Here is a 14,704-nt window from a genome sequence, read left to right on the forward strand (position 1 = left end):
GGAATGCCTTTCTCATCGCGGCAGGCGGTCTGGCTCGGTGGCGAGCGCCCGTCCGGCAATGAAGCCGAAGGTGAGCGCGGGGCCGAGCGTGATGCCGGCGCCCGGATAGGCGCCGACCATGATCGAGTTCATGTCGTTTCCGCAGGCATAGAGCCCGGCAACGGGCTGCTCATTGCGGCCGAGCACGCGCGCCTGGGGATCGCAGGTCAGGCCGGTCGCGGTGCCGATATCGCCGGGCCAGACCTTCACGGCATAGAAGGGCGCGGTCGCGATCGGGCCGAGGCAGGCATTGGGCTTATTGTTGGGGTCGCCGAGATAGCGGTTGTACTCGCTCGAACCCTTGCCGAAGGCGGCATCGGTGCCGGAGCGCGCCGCCGCATTCATGCCGGCAACGGCCTCCGCCAGCGCCGCGGCCGGCACGCCGATCCGTCCGGCCAGTGCCGCGACGCTATCGCCTTCGAACAGGTAGCCGGCTCCGACGAAGGCTTTCGGTGTCTTCAGGCCGGGATGGACAAGACCGAGCCCATATTTCCGCAGGAAATCACTGTCGCAGACGAGGAAGGCGGGCACGGCGCCGCTGGCATGCATCGCCTCGACGAAACCATGATAGGAGGTCGCCTCGTTGACGAAGCGGCGGCCTTGGCCATCGACCGCGATCAGGCCGGGCTTGGCCCGGTCGAGGATCAGATGCGGGAACTGCACCTCGCTGCCATCCGGCTTTTTCAGCACGGAAACCGGCGTCCAGAAGGCCGCGCCGATATTGTCATCGCGCAGGGCGCCGCCGGCCGAGAGACCGAGATTGATGCCGTCTCCTGTATCGGTCTTCGGCGCCATCGAGCGATGGACCTCGGCATGCGGCATGTGCTCGCCACGCATCGCTGCATTGGCCGGGAAGCCGCCGCTCGCCAGCACGACGCCGCGCCGCGCGCCGATCCGCCGCTCGCCCTGCGGGTCCTTGACAGTGAGGCCGATGACGACACCGTCCTTCACGATCAGCGCGCCGGCCGGCGTCTGTGTGCGGATGTCGACGCCCGCCTGCCGCGCCGATTTAAGCAGGCGCCCCGCCAGGGCATTGCCCATCAGCAGCCGCGCTCCACGCGGATGGCGCAGGCGGTCGAGCCCGTACTGGATCAGGAGCTTGGCGCTGTGCCTGAAGTTCGCGAGATTGCGGAAGCGGCCGACCAGCGCGTCGATATCCCTACGGTTCACCATCATGCCGCCGAGCACGGTGAATTCCTTCAGCGGCGGGCGCAACAGGGCGAAATCGGCGCCGAGCTTGTTGCCGTCATAGGGCGCCGGGTCGATCGTGCGGCCGCCCTTGGAGGCGCCGGGCTGTTCGGGCTGGTAGTCCGGCGAATAGGCGCGCGCCTCGAATTTCAGCGCCGTCTCGCGCTCGAAGAAACGGACCATCTCCGGGCCGTTATCGAGGAAGGCGCGCATCAGGTCCGGCCGTAGGCGGTTGCCGAGCACGGCTTCGAGATAGGTCATCGCCGCTTCGCGGGTATCGGCATGGCCGGCCTTGGCCGCATGCGGGTTTTCCGGCACCCACATGGCGCCGCCAGAGACGGCCGTGCTGCCACCGACATATTCGCTCTTCTCGATCAGCAGCACGTCGAGCCCGGCCTTGGCGGCGCTGATGGCCGCCGACATCCCGCCGGCGCCGGAGCCGACCACGACGACGTCGCGGATTTCGTCGAAGCTCTCGCTCATCGCAATGCCCTCAGCCGCCCATGCCGCCGCCGAGCGACTTGCCGCCGTCGACGAGCAGGACCTGGCCGTAGATGAAATTGGTGCGCGGAGAAGCGAGGAAAGCGACGGCGTTGGCGATATCCTCGGGCGCCGCGAGCGCCCCGGTCGGCTGCTGGGCAAGCAGGGCGGCGCGCGCCTCTTCCGACTGCTTCGCAACCATCTCGGTCGCGACACCGCCCGGCGCCACCGCATTGACGGCGATGCCGTGCGGCAGAAGCTCCATCGCCATCGCTCGCGTCAGGCCGACGACGGCGGCCTTCGAGGCGACGTAATGCGCGTGGTTGCGGGCGCCCAGGAAGGTGCGCGAGGCGATGTTGACGATGCGCCCGCCCTTTTCCATCCGCCGCGCCACCGCCTGTGAGAGCAGGAAGAGCGCGGTGACGTTGACATCCATCATCCGGCCGAAATCGCTCGCCCCGAGATCGAAGAACGGCTTGTTCTCGAAGATGCCGGCATTGTTGACCAGCGCCTGTGCCACCGGCAGCCGCTCCGCCAGCGCAGCGAGGCCGGCGTGATGGGCCAGATCGACCGGCTCGAAGAAGACGCTGTGACCCTGCGCCATCAGCTCCTTAACGAGCGCGGTCGCGATCTCAGCTTCGCGGTCGAGGATGCCGACCGCAAAGCCATCGGCACAGAGCCGCTCGACGATTGCCCGGCCGATCCCGCGAGCGCCGCCCGTGACGAGGGCGATGGGTTTGTCCTGCGGCGTAGCCATGAGCCGGTTCCTGTCCGTGTCGCGCATCCCGGCTCAGCCGCCGAGATAGGTGCGGCGGACGCTGTCGTCCTGCCGCAGTTGTGCGGATGCCCCTTCGAGGGCCATCTCGCCGTTCTCGAGGATGTAGGCATAGGTCGAGCAGCCCAGCGCGATCGCCGCGTTCTGCTCGACCAGCAGGATGGTGAGCCCGTCCTTGTTCAAGCGCTCGATGATCGCGAAGATCTGCTGCACCAGCACCGGCGAGAGGCCGAGCGAGGGCTCGTCGAGCAGCAGCAGGCGCGGTCCCGCCATCAGCGCCCGGCCGATCAGCAGCATCTGCTGCTCGCCGCCGGAGAGCGTGCCGGCTTTCTGCTGGAGACGTTCCTGCAGCTTGGGGAAATATTCGAACACACGATCGAGATCGCGCCTGATGCCGGCGGCATCGCTGCGGCGATAGGCGCCCATGTCGAGGTTCTCGCGCACGCTCATGTCGCGGAAGACCTCGCGGCCTTCCGGCACCTGCAGCACGCCGGCCGAGACGACCTTGTGCGAGGCCCATGACTGGATCTCCTCGCCGGCGAAACGGATGCGCCCCTTCGTCACCGGCACGAGCCGCGAGACGGTGTTCAGCGTCGTGCTCTTGCCGGCGCCGTTCGAGCCGAGCAGGGCGACGATCGCCCCCTCCGGCACCTTGAGCGAAACCTCGGAGAGCGCCTGGATGCGGCCATAGGCGGCGGAAATGCCGTCGATTTCGAGGAGATCAGCCATGAGCGGCCTCCTGGGCTGCCTCGCGGCCGAGATAGGCTTCGATCACGGCGGGATGGGCGCGCACCTCGGCAGCCGTGCCCTCGGCGATCTTGGTGCCGAAGCTCAGCACCGTGATCCTGTCGGAGATCGACATGACCAACTGCATCACATGCTCGACCAGGAGGATCGTCAGGCCGTCGCGCTCGCGCAATTCGCAGAGCAGGCGGTCGAGCGCGGCGATTTCGCGGTTGCGTAGGCCGGCAGCCGGTTCGTCGAGCAGCAGGAGTTTTGGGCGGATGGCGAGCGCGCGGGCGATCTCGACCATCTTCTGGTGACCGAAATCGAGATTGCGCGCCTTGGTCTGGGCGTAGGAGGTCAGGCCCGTGCGCTCCAGCAACTCATCGACATGCTCGACGATGCCACGCGGGCGGGCGCTGATCGCGTCGCGCCAGGAGCGGCCGGCATGGACATGGGCGCCGATCAGCACGTTCTCGAAGACGGTGAGCTCGCCGAAGAGCTCGAGGTTTTGGAAGCTGCGGGCGATGCCGAGGCCCGCCATCTCGCGGGCGGGCATGCGGGTGATGTCGCGCCCGTCATAGGTGATGCGCCCGGCGCTCGGCGTATAGAAGCGCGAGATGCAGTTGAAGGTCGTCGACTTGCCGGCGCCGTTCGGGCCGATCAGCGCATGGATCGAGCCCTTGGCGACCGCCATGTCGAGCCCGCCGACGGCGGTGAGCCCGCCGAAGCGGATGGTAAGCCCCTCGACATTCAGGAAGGCGGCGGCGCTTTCACCGGCCATGGCGCGCCTCCCGGATACGGTCGCCGATGAAGGCGAAGAGGCCGCGCGGCGCATACATCATGAACAGGATCAGGATCGCGCCGTAGATGATCTCCTGGTATTGCGGCGCCTGGCGCAGCACCTCCGAGATCAGCCCGAACACGATCGCCCCGCCGATGGCGCCCGCGATCGAGCCGAGCCCGCCGACGACGACCATGGTGAGCACGAGGATCGTGGTCTGGAAGCCCAGGCTGTCTGGGTGGATGAAGGTCTGGAACAGGCCGAACATGCCGCCCGCGAAGCCTGCAATTGCGGCCGAGAGGCCGAAGGAGACGATGCGGGCGCGGCGCACGTCGATGCCCATCGCCATGGCCGCGACTTCGGATTCCCGAACCGCCCGGAAGGACCGGCCGAGCCGCGAGCGCGAGATCGCCACGGTGAGCCCGATCATCACGAGGCAGAAGAACAGCACGAACGGATAGGCCTGCTTGTCGCTGAGGATTTCGATCGGGCCGAAGCGGGCCGGGCTGATGCGCAGGCCGTTCGGGCCGTTGGTGACGCTGTCCCAGTTGGCGAAGACCCATTGCATGGCCTCGCCGAAGGCGAAGGTCGCGAGCGCGAGATAGATGTCGCGCATCCGGAGCGCGAGCGCGCCGATGACCAGGCCGACAGCGCCGGCGACGAGCGCGCCGAACAGCATGGCGACGGGATAGGGCAGGTCGACCGCGCGGTTGGCCAGCGCACTCGCATAGATGCCGATGCCATAGAAGGCGGCATGGGCCATCGAGAACTGGCCAGTCTCGCCGATGACGATGTGCAGGCCGAGGCAGAGCACGACGAAGACCAGCAGCAGGTTGGCGATGTAGACGACATAGCCCGAGGTGAAGACGGGTAGCGCGACGGTCACGACCACGGCCGCCACGAGCCCGATCAGGGCGGGGCCGGAGAGCGCGCGCCGAACGGGCGCCGAAGATGCGAGAGGCGGTGACGACATCCGGCTTTAGACCTTCTTGATCGTCAGCTTCCCACCGAACAGGCCCTGCGGACGCAGGACGAGCACGATCAGGATGGCGAGGAAGGGGGCGAGCACGATGGCGCGCGACGAGATGAACAGCCCGACCATGTTCTCGACGATGCCGATGACGAAGCCGCCGACCACGGCGCCGGGCAGGCTGGAGAAGCCGCCGACGATCGCCGCCGCGAAGGCGAGCATGACGATCGAGCCCATATCGGCGGTCATCAGGATCTTCGGCGAGATCAATAGCGCCGCTATGGCGGAGATCACGCCGGAGAGGCCCCAGATCAGCATATGGCAGCGGCGCAGATCGACGCCGACGAGCTGGGCGGCCTTGGGATTCATGCCGACGGCGCGCATGGCGCGGCCGGTCTTGGTGTAGTTGAACATCCAGAAGAAGGCGGCCATCACCGTCACCGCGGTGCCGAAGATCGCGAGATCGAGCATCGTCACCGAGGCCTGGCCGATCATGATGGAATCGGTCGGCACCAGTGCCGGGAAGGAGCGTGGCGTGTCGCCGAAGCCGGTGCGGCGTACGAGGCCCTTCAGCACATAGGACAGGCCGAGCGTCGCGATGACCAAATAGACGAGGTCCTTGGCCGATTTCGCGACCTGATCGAGCACGAAGCGGCGAAACAGCGCCATGGCGAGGAAGGCCACGACCAGCGTCGCCGGCAGCACGACCCAGATCGGCATCTTCTGGAAGACGAAGAGATAGAGCGCGACGTAGCCCGCCGCCATGAAGACCTCGCCCTGGGCGAAATTCGGCACATCCGAGGTCTTGAAGATCACCACGATGGCAAGCGCCAGCAGGGCATAGACGCTGCCCGAGACGAGGCCCGAGGCGATGCCTTGCTGCAGGAAGATCAGCGCGAGTTGCAGGTCCATATCCGGCCCGATGCTCAGGTCAGGGAAGGGCGGCAGCGCGAATACCGCCACCCAGTCTCACAAGGCAGGTCAAGCGGCCTGCCGAAGGCGATCACTTCGCCTGGTAGGTCCAGCGGCTGGTGAAGACGCCCGGCAGCGGGCTCATCGTCGTGCCGTCATATTTGATGAAGATCGTCGAGCGGTTGGCGGCGCGCTGCTCCGGGCCGAACTGCATGCGGCCGGCCATGACGCCCGAGTCGAAATCCTGCGTCTTCAGCGCGGCGAGCACCTTTTCGCGGGTCGGGTTCGGGCCGGCATCCTGCAGCGCCTTGACCAGCGACATCGCCGGGGGGATGCCATAGGGCATATAGGTCTGCGGATGGTCGGGCTTGGCCGCCAGATCCGGATAGGCAGCCTTGTACATGTCGTAGATCGGCTTCAGCTTGGCGCCGCCGGGGGAGTCGATCATGACCTCCTGGGTGTAGAAGTTCTTGAGCGCGTCCTTGCCGACATTCTCGGCGAGCTGGTTGAGGCTGGCCGTGCCGGTGACCGAGAGGATGATCGGCTTGTTGAAGCCCATCTCGGCCGCCTTCTTGATTAACAGTGCCGCCGGACGGGCATAGGTGACCAGCAGGATCGCATCCGGGTTGGCGGCGCGCACCTTCAGGAACGGCGCAGTGACGTCGTTGATGCCGGGATTGATCGACTCGACCGAGAGCTTCACGCCGTTGACCTCGGCGTCCTTCTTCGAGCCTTCCAGGTTCCAGGCGCCATAGGCGTCGTCATGGTTGATATAGGCGACGTTCTTGGCGCCGAACTGCTTGGCCGCGAACTCGACCATCGCGCCGCCGACGGCATATTGCGAGATCGAATAGGCGCCGAAGATGTAATCGGTCGGCGGGAACAGCGCGCCGTCGCCCGATGCGTTCAGCATCAGGTAGGGCACCTTGTTGCGGACGACGTAGTCCTTCGCGGCGACGACGGCGGCCGAGCACGAGCCGCCATTGAGCATGAACACGTTTTCCTGCTCGACCAGCTTCTTCACCGCCGCAACCAAGTCATTGGCATTGCAGCGGTCGTCCTCGACGACATACTCGATCTTGCGGCCGTGGATACCGCCTTCCTTGTTGATCTTGTCGTAGTACATCTTGGCCGCGTTCACGACGTCGAAGCCATAGGCCATGTTCGGGCCGGATAGCGGGCCGAAGATGCCGATCTTGATCGCCTTGTCGGTGATGCCCGGCTCCTGCGCGCCGGCCGCGGCCCCGATCAGCAGGCTGGCGGCCAGCGTCAGGCCGGCTGCGGTCTTGTTCACGCTCATCGTCTCTCTCCCTGGTCGTCCGTTTGTTGTGTCGTTGAGGTCGTCGGCTCATGGCGGACCGATCCTGTGGGGATCATAGCCGGCCGGTTGCAGGTATCTGTCACAGCGGCGTGGGACATTGCGGCGTCTACCCTTCCGAGCCATGCAAAGGCGCCAGCGAGGGTGCGTCATGCACGGGATAGGAGAGTTCGCGGAAGATATGGAAGGTGCGCATGATGTGCTTGCGCATCGCCTGCTCGGCCTGGTCGCCGTCGCGCGCCAGCAGGGCCTGCAGGATGATCTCGTGGTCCTCGTTGCTGAGGCGGAATTCGGCCGGCGAGGTCATCCGTGCCACCGAGCCGTTGAAGTAGAACCGGCCCGAACGGAGGATCGCGTCGCGCAGCTTCTCGTTGCGAGCGGCGGCGACGATGATGCCGTGGAACTCGCGATTGGTCTCGACGCGGGTCTTGTCGTCGGCGGGATCGCCGGCGATGCGGCGGGCATGGACGGCGGCAACCGCCGCGATCTCGTCATCGCTAGCCCGCTCGGCGGCGAGCCTGGCAGCATAGCCTTCCAGCGCGGCGCGGACCTCCGAATTCTCGCTCGCCTCGACGGCGGTGATCTCGCGCACGGCCCAGCCGCGCCGGCGCGGCACGATCAACTGCTCGACCGCCAGCCGCTGCAAGGCCTCGCGCACCGGCGTCCGGCTGACGGCCAGCACAGCGGCGATATCGGCCTCGATCAATGGCTCGTTCGGCCGGATCTCCCCAGAGAGGATGGCGTTGCGCAGGGTCTCATAGGCATCGCCGGAGCGGCGCCGGCCGAGCGCGGCCTTCTCGGCGTCTCCCGATGGCTGGTCCGAAGCGGCGAGTGTGAAGCGCTTCTGCATGCGATCCCCGAAGGCAGCGTCAACCCGATGATGCCGAAGCCATAGCGCGTCCGCTGTCACCAGAGCAGGGGACAACAGCGCTCGTTTCAGCCGCGCGCCGGCAGCACCTCGGCCCGGCATTCGCCGAAGCCGATCTCGACAAAGCCCTCGCGCCGGGCGCTGGCCTTCATGATGATGGTGTCGCCATCGATGAGATAGGTCCGGCTTTCGCCATTCGGCAGCGCGATCGGCTCGCGGCCGCCGCGCGTGATCTCCATCAGGCTGCCGAAGGAGCCAGGATCGCGCCCGGAGATCGTGCCGGAACCGAAGAGATCGCCGGGTTCGAGGTTGCAGCCGTTCGAGCTGTGATGGGCGACGAACTGCGCCGGCGTCCAGTAGAGGTCGCGCGTGCTGCCGAGCGAGAGCCGGTGCGGCGCCAGACCGTTCGCGCGCATCGCTGCGGTCTCGATGAAGACTTCCAGCGTGACGTCGAGCGCATGCGGCACTTCTGCTTCGGCAGGGCTCAGATAGGGCAGGGCCGCCGGATCGCCTTCAGGACGTGGCACCTGAACTCTCCGGAAGGGCGCCAGCGCCTCTGGCGTCACGATCCAGGGCGAGATCGTCGTGGCAAAGCCCTTGGCGAGGAAGGGGCCGAGCGGCTGGTATTCCCAAGCCTGGATATCGCGCGCCGACCAGTCGTTGAGCAGGCAGAAGCCGGCGATCCGGTCGTCGGCCTCGTCGATCGGCACAGGCGAACCCTGCGCATTGCCGGGGCCGATCCAGATGCCCAGCTCCAGCTCGTAATCGAAATTACGGCAGGGGCCGAAGCTGGGCTCAGCCTCGTCCGGCCGCTTGCGCTGGCCGTTCGGGCGCAGGAAGGGCTCGCCGGATGGCCGGACCGACGAGGCGCGGCCGTTATAGCCGATCGGGATGTGCTTGTAGTTCGGTAGCAGCGGATTATCCGGCCGCAAGAGCGAGCCGATATTCATGGCATGCTGAATGCCCGCATAGAAATCCGTGTAGTCGCCGATCCGCGCCGGCAGGCCGAGCGAGCAATTCCGTGCCGGGTGCAGCATCGGTTTCAGCGTAGCCTGCGCAGACGCGCCTTCCGCCAGCAGGGCCGAGAGCCGCGCCCTCAGTTGCTTGCGCGCACCCGTTCCCAGCCCGAGAAAGCCGTTCAGGTTCGGCGCGGCTGCGGCCGTGACGGTCTCCGCGATGTCGGCGCAAAAGCCGGACGCCGCGAGCGCAGCCAGATCTAGGATTTCGTCGCCAATCGCGACACCACCGCGCGCCGGCTCGCCATTGGGCGAGAACACACCGAAGGGCAGGTTCTGGATCGGGAATTCCGCATGATCCCGCGCCGACTCGACCCAGCTCCGCAAAGCCGGATCATGGCTGGCGTCGAGCGCGGCAGCGGAGGAGGTGTGGCGAGGCGGGTTTTCCGCCCGCGCGTCGAGAGTGCTGCCCTGCATAGGCTCATCCAATCCGTTCTGACTCGGTCAGTTCGGCGGCGAGCCTAAGCGGAAGCGATGCCCCGCCTCTGTCCCCAGCGCGTGGGACGCGAAGCTCAATCGACGGGAAAGCGCTCTTCCATCAGCGCAAGCGCGCGGAGCAAGGGCTCGGCATGGGGGCCGAGCGCGGCGAGGATGCCCGCTTCGAAAGCCAGGGCGCGCGGCACGATCTCGCCATAGGCCTGCAAGCCGGGCGCCGTCAGCGACAGGCTTTCCTCCCGCCGATCGTGCTCGCTCTCGCAGCGGGTCAGCCAGCGTCGCTCCTCCAACGCCCGCACGGCCCGGCTGACCTTGGTCTTGTGCATGGAAGAGTGCTTGCCGATGGCCTTGGCCGTCATCGTGCCGAACTGGGCAAGGGTGGCCAGCACCCGCCATTCCGGCACCGTCAGATCATGATGCGGCCCGTAGACCGCCCGGAACTGCTGGGAGACCGCCGAACTCAGGCGGTTGAGGCGATAGGGCAAGAAGTGTTCGAGCGCGAGTTTCGACATGCCTTGTTAGTTACAAAATCGACAGTTACCAAAGCAACCATCTCGAACGAAGCCCGCACAGGGTATGCCGCCGACCCAAGGCCGTCGCGAGGAGAGGGCGCCACCATGAACGTTCAGAACCCGGCCCATGCCGGTGCCGCCAAGGCCGAGAGCGCCATCGCGACGGGCTACATGTCCGGCTTCGGCAACGGCTTCGAGACCGAGGCGCTGCCGGGCGCCCTGCCGCTTGGGCGCAACTCGCCGCAGAAATGCGCCTATGGCCTTTATGCCGAGCAGCTCTCCGGGTCGCCCTTCACTGCGCCGCGCACCACCAACGAGCGCTCCTGGCTCTATCGGATCCGCCCGACCGTCGCGCATTGGAACGAGTTCCGTAAGGTCGATGCCGGGTTCTGGCGCACAGCTCCGGCCCGCGAGGTTGACATGCCGATCGCGCCGCTGCGGTGGAGCCCGATCCCGATCCCGTCGGAGCCGATCTCCTTCGTCGAGGGAATCCGCAGTATGACGACCGCCGGCGACGCCGGCAGCCAAGGCGGCATGGGCGCGCATGTCTATCTGATCACGCGCTCGATGGTGGACGAGTATTTCTACAATGCCGATGGCGAGATGCTGTTCGTGCCGCAGCAGGGGGCTTTACGGCTCTGGACCGAGTTCGGCATCATCGACATCGAGCCCGGCGAGATCGCGGTGATCCCGCGCGGCGTGAAGATCCGCGTCGAGCTGAGGGACGGGCCGGCGCGCGGCTACATCTGCGAGAACTATGGCGGCGCCTTCACCTTGCCCGAGCGCGGGCCGATCGGCGCCAACTGCCTCGCCAATCCGCGCGATTTTCTCACCCCCGTCGCTGCTTATGAGGACCGCGACGCGCCTTCGAGGATGTATGTGAAATGGGGCGGCAATCTCTGGGCCGCCGATATCGAGCATTCGCCGCTCGATGTCGTCGCCTGGCATGGCAACTACGCCCCGTACAAGTATGATCTCAGGCGCTTTTCCCCGGTCGGGCCGATCCTTTACGACCACGCCGATCCGTCGATCTTCACGGTGCTGACCTCGCCCTCGGAGACGCCCGGTACCGCCAATATCGACTTCGTCATCTTCTCGGATCGCTGGCTGGTGGCCGAGAACACCTTCCGGCCGCCCTGGTACCATATGAACGTGATGAGCGAGTTCATGGGGCTGGTCTACGGCGTCTACGACGCCAAGACCGGCGGCGGCTTCGTGCCGGGCGGCATCTCGCTGCACAACACGATGCTGCCGCACGGGCCGGACGTCGATGCCTTCGAGAAGGCGAGCAATGTCGAGCTAAAGCCGCACAAGCTGGAGGGCACGCTGGCCTTCATGTTCGAGACGCGCTTTCCGCAGCAGGTCACGGCCTTTGCCGCCAGCTCGGACTCGCTCCAGCGCGACTATGGCGGCTACGGCCATAAGCTGACCAAGCACTTCGATCCGAACAGGCCCTGAGCTTGAGAGGGCGCGGCGGCGTTCAGTCGGCGGAGGAACAGCAGCCGTGCGTCATCGGCCGCTGTTCTAGACATTGATCTCAAGGGAAGAGGGTCGCATCTGCCCAGGATTGATTCGCATAAGGTATATTATGGAACTAACTCCGATGCAGACGCTGCCTGAAATGCTGGCGTTTCAGGCTGGGACCGAGATCGTCATCCCATCGAACGCCACCTCTGCAATCCCATCCAAGCGCTTGCTCAGGCTGGCGTAATCCAGATCGACATGGAGATTGGTCATGATCGCGCGGCGCGGCTGCAAGTGCGCGATCGCCTCCAACGACTGCGCCAGATGGAAATGGCTGGGATGCGGCGTCTCGCGCAGGCAGTCGAGGATCAGCACATCGAGATCGGCCATGGCTTCCATGGCCGCCGGCGGAATCAGGCTGACATCCGGCAGATAGCCGAGATCGCCGAACCGGAAGCCCAGCGCCTCGTAGTTCGGCCCGTGCTCGACCCGGAACGGCAAGGCCGTGATCGGCCCGCCAGCGCCGTCGATGGTCTGTGGCCGGCCGGCGCTGATCTCGTCGAGGTCGATGATTGGCGGATAGTAGCTGCCGGTCGGCGTCTCGAAGAGATAGCCGAAGCGCGACCGCAGCGAGGCCTGCGTCGTCTTGTCGGCATGGACCCGGATGCGCTGCTGCATATGCAGGACGAGTGCGCGCAGATCGTCGATGCCATGGGTATGGTCGGCATGGTCATGCGTCAGCAGCACGCCGTCGAGCGCCGGCACCTCGGCCGAGAGAAGCTGCTCGCGCAAGTCTGGCGAGGTATCGACCAGCACCCGCGTCATGCCGTCGGGGCCCATGCGCTCGACGATGATCGAACAGCGCCGGCGCCGGTTCTTCGGCTCGGCGGGATCGCAGGCGCCCCAACCGGAGCCCGGCCGCGGCACGCCCCCTGATGATCCGCAGCCGAGAATGGTGACGGTGAGCGTCATGGCGCCGCGTCATGCTACCTGCGCGACCGGCGCGGCATGATCCATCTTCCAGTAGCAGCGCCGCGCGTTCTCGGTCGTGATGCGGGCGATCTCGTCGAAAGACACACCGAGTGTATCGCCAAGGACCTTCGCAGTCTCAATGACATAGGCCGGCTGGTTGCGCTTGCCCCTGAACGGAACCGGGGCGAGATAGGGCGCATCCGTCTCGACCAGCAGGCGCTCGCGCGGCACCATCCGCGCGATCCGGCGCAGGTTCTCGGAAGTCTTGAAGGTCAGGATGCCCGAGAACGAGATGTAAAGCCCGAGCTCGACGCCAGTCATGGCCAGCGCTTCGCCGGCGGTGAAGCAGTGCAGGATGGCAGGGAAGGCGCCCTTCCCCATCTCCTCGCGCAGGATCGCGCTCATGTCGTCATCGGCCTCGCGCGAATGGATGACGAGCGGAAGCTGCGTGATCCGCGCCGCGGCGATATGCGTGCGCAAGCCTTGGGCCTGCGCAGCGCGCGGGCTCGAATCGTAGTGATAGTCGAGCCCGGCCTCGCCGAGCGCGACGCAGCGCGGATGGCGCGACAACTCCACGAGACGCTCGGCCGTGACGTCCAGTTCCTCATGCGCCTGATGCGGATGCGTGCCGACCGAGAACCAGACTGACGGAAAACGCTCCGCCAGCGCGGCGTAATCGGCATAGCGCGCGACCCGGGTCGAGATCGTCACCATCCGGCCGACACCGGCTGCCTCGGCCCGCGCGACATAGGCCGGAAGCTCCTCGGCGAAATCCGGGAAGTCGAGATGGCAATGCGTATCGATGATCATCACGCCGCCTGGCCGTCCTCGGGCTCGACATAGCGCGGGAAGATCGCGCTCGGCGCCGGCAAGCTTGAGCCGCTGACGAGACGATGATCCGAGCCGAGCGCCGCGAAACTACGGTCTTTCTGAGCGACACCCAGCAGGTCGAGCAGCTTGCCCGCCGCCTCCGGCATCACTGGTTGCACCAGGATCGCGACCTCGCGCAGAACCTCGATCGTGACATACAGGATGGTGTCACGGCGCGCCGGATCGGTCTTGGTGAGGCGCCAGGGCTCGTTATTGGCGAAATAACGGTTCGCCTCGGCAATAAGGGCCCAGAGATCGGCGAGCACGGTGTGAAGGGCGAAATCCTTCATCGCGTCGCGCGCCTTCGCGAGCGCCGCATCGGCCATGGCGAGCATGGCTTCATCGGCCTCGTTCAGCGTGCCGCGCGGGGGCACCCTGCCCTCACAGTTCTTGGCGATCATCGACAGTGAGCGCTGCGCGAGATTGCCGAGATCATTGGCGAGGTCGGCATTGATTCGTCCGACGATGGCGTCGTGGCTGTAATTGCCATCCTGGCCGAAGGAGACCTCGCGCAGGAAGAAATAGCGCAACTGGTCGACGCCATAGGTCTCGGCGAGGTCGAAGGGATCGACGACGTTGCCGAGCGACTTCGACATCTTCGTGCCCTTGTTCAGCAGGAAGCCGTGGCCGAAGACGCGCTTCGGCAACGGCAGCCCCGCCGACATCAGGAAGGCCGGCCAATAGACCGCGTGGAAGCGCACGATGTCCTTGCCGATGATATGGACATCGGCCGGCCAATAATGCGCGCGCGGGTTCGCCGGATCGGGGAAGCCCGTCCCGGTGACGTAGTTGTTGAGCGCGTCGACCCAGACATACATGACGTGCTTCGGATCGCCGGGTACGGCTAAGCCCCAGTCGAAGGTCGTGCGGCTGATCGAGAGGTCCTCGAGCCCGCTCTTCACGAAGGAGACGACCTCGTTCTTGCGCGTCTCCGGCGAGATGAAGTCCGGCACATCCGCGTAGAGCTTCAGGAGCCGGTCCTGATAGGACTTGAGGCGGAAGAAATAGCTCTCCTCCTCGACCCATTCGACCGGAGTGCCCTGCCCGCCCAGGCGCGTCCCGTCGGGCTGGAGCGTGGTTTCCTCCTCGCCGTAGAAGGCCTCGTCGCGGACGGAATACCAGCCGGAATATTTCGCGAGATAGATGTCGCCATTGGCCTCCATCCGCCGCCAGAGCTCGTCGGTCGAGACCTTGTGGTCGGCATCGGTGGTGCGGATGAAGCGGTCGAAGGAACAGCCGAGGCGCTGCTCCATCTCCTGGAAGCGCGCCGCGATCTTGTCGACGAAATCCTTCGGCGAGAGGCCGTTCTGCGCCGCCGTGCGTTGCACCTTCTGGCCGTGCTCGTCGGTGCCGGTCATGGCGAAGACGTCGTAGCCGT

The 14,704-nt window shown here is 66.1% G+C and carries 14 protein-coding genes; 1 reads left to right on the forward strand and 13 read right to left on the reverse strand.

The annotated features are described in order from the left end of the window. Nucleotides 1-12: 12 nt before the first annotated feature. The 10 genes from Q0Q36_RS16380 to Q0Q36_RS16425 form a co-directional block, all read right to left on the reverse strand. The gene (locus tag Q0Q36_RS16380) at nucleotides 13-1,710 is read right to left on the reverse strand and encodes an FAD-dependent oxidoreductase (RefSeq protein ID WP_293799325.1); all 1,698 of its coding nucleotides are present in this window, start codon (nucleotides 1,708-1,710) and stop codon (nucleotides 13-15) included. A gap of 10 nt (nucleotides 1,711-1,720) precedes the next feature. Continuing rightward, nucleotides 1,721-2,464, reverse strand: coding sequence for an SDR family oxidoreductase (locus Q0Q36_RS16385; protein WP_293799327.1), 744 nt, complete (start codon nucleotides 2,462-2,464; stop codon nucleotides 1,721-1,723). A gap of 33 nt (nucleotides 2,465-2,497) precedes the next feature. Next, nucleotides 2,498-3,211, reverse strand: coding sequence for an ABC transporter ATP-binding protein (locus tag Q0Q36_RS16390; RefSeq protein WP_293799328.1), 714 nt, complete (start codon nucleotides 3,209-3,211; stop codon nucleotides 2,498-2,500). Further along, nucleotides 3,204-3,989 carry an ABC transporter ATP-binding protein gene (locus Q0Q36_RS16395; protein WP_293799329.1) on the reverse strand — a complete coding sequence of 262 codons (786 nt, stop codon included), beginning with the start codon at nucleotides 3,987-3,989 and terminating at the stop codon, nucleotides 3,204-3,206. Before Q0Q36_RS16395 ends, Q0Q36_RS16390 begins: the two co-directional genes overlap by 8 nt. Next, the gene (locus tag Q0Q36_RS16400) at nucleotides 3,979-4,962 is read right to left on the reverse strand and encodes a branched-chain amino acid ABC transporter permease (protein WP_293799330.1); all 984 of its coding nucleotides are present in this window, start codon (nucleotides 4,960-4,962) and stop codon (nucleotides 3,979-3,981) included. Before Q0Q36_RS16400 ends, Q0Q36_RS16395 begins: the two co-directional genes overlap by 11 nt. Nucleotides 4,963-4,968: 6 nt before the next feature. Next, nucleotides 4,969-5,922: a branched-chain amino acid ABC transporter permease gene (locus tag Q0Q36_RS16405; protein ID WP_293799331.1), complete on the reverse strand. Its 954-nt coding sequence runs from the start codon at nucleotides 5,920-5,922 to the stop codon at nucleotides 4,969-4,971. Between the two features lie 40 nt (nucleotides 5,923-5,962). Next, nucleotides 5,963-7,171, reverse strand: coding sequence for an ABC transporter substrate-binding protein (locus Q0Q36_RS16410; protein ID WP_293799332.1), 1,209 nt, complete (start codon nucleotides 7,169-7,171; stop codon nucleotides 5,963-5,965). A 127-nt stretch (nucleotides 7,172-7,298) separates the two neighbouring features. Continuing rightward, nucleotides 7,299-8,039, reverse strand: a complete 741-nt coding sequence (locus tag Q0Q36_RS16415) for a GntR family transcriptional regulator (RefSeq protein WP_293799333.1) — start codon at nucleotides 8,037-8,039, stop codon at nucleotides 7,299-7,301. Nucleotides 8,040-8,125: 86 nt separating this feature from the next. Continuing rightward, on the reverse strand, nucleotides 8,126-9,490 hold the full coding sequence (fahA, locus tag Q0Q36_RS16420; protein WP_293799334.1) for a fumarylacetoacetase: 1,365 nt from the start codon (nucleotides 9,488-9,490) through the stop codon (nucleotides 8,126-8,128). 95 nt (nucleotides 9,491-9,585) lie between these two features. Beyond that, a complete protein-coding gene (locus tag Q0Q36_RS16425) occupies nucleotides 9,586-10,020 on the reverse strand; it encodes a MarR family winged helix-turn-helix transcriptional regulator (RefSeq protein ID WP_293799335.1) in 435 nt (144 codons plus the stop codon). A 105-nt stretch (nucleotides 10,021-10,125) separates the two neighbouring features. On the opposite strand from Q0Q36_RS16425, the gene hmgA reads away from it, so the two are divergent. Then, on the forward strand, nucleotides 10,126-11,478 hold the full coding sequence (gene hmgA / locus Q0Q36_RS16430; protein ID WP_293799336.1) for a homogentisate 1,2-dioxygenase: 1,353 nt from the start codon (nucleotides 10,126-10,128) through the stop codon (nucleotides 11,476-11,478). Nucleotides 11,479-11,652: 174 nt separating this feature from the next. Here the strand turns inward: hmgA and Q0Q36_RS16435 are convergent, their stop codons facing one another. The 3 genes from Q0Q36_RS16435 to metG form a co-directional block, all read right to left on the reverse strand. Then, the gene (locus tag Q0Q36_RS16435) at nucleotides 11,653-12,456 is read right to left on the reverse strand and encodes an MBL fold metallo-hydrolase (protein WP_293799337.1); all 804 of its coding nucleotides are present in this window, start codon (nucleotides 12,454-12,456) and stop codon (nucleotides 11,653-11,655) included. A 9-nt stretch (nucleotides 12,457-12,465) separates the two neighbouring features. After that, complete coding sequence (locus Q0Q36_RS16440; RefSeq protein WP_293799338.1) at nucleotides 12,466-13,266, reverse strand: TatD family hydrolase; 801 nt, start codon at nucleotides 13,264-13,266, stop codon at nucleotides 12,466-12,468. Continuing rightward, nucleotides 13,266-14,704: methionine--tRNA ligase (gene metG / locus Q0Q36_RS16445; protein ID WP_293799339.1), on the reverse strand; the 1,439-nt coding region annotated here is incomplete at its 5' end. The genes Q0Q36_RS16440 and metG, both read right to left, overlap by 1 nt.

This window comes from uncultured Allobosea sp. (genome assembly GCF_945957345.1).
Taxonomy (GTDB): Bacteria; Pseudomonadota; Alphaproteobacteria; order Rhizobiales; family Beijerinckiaceae; genus Allobosea.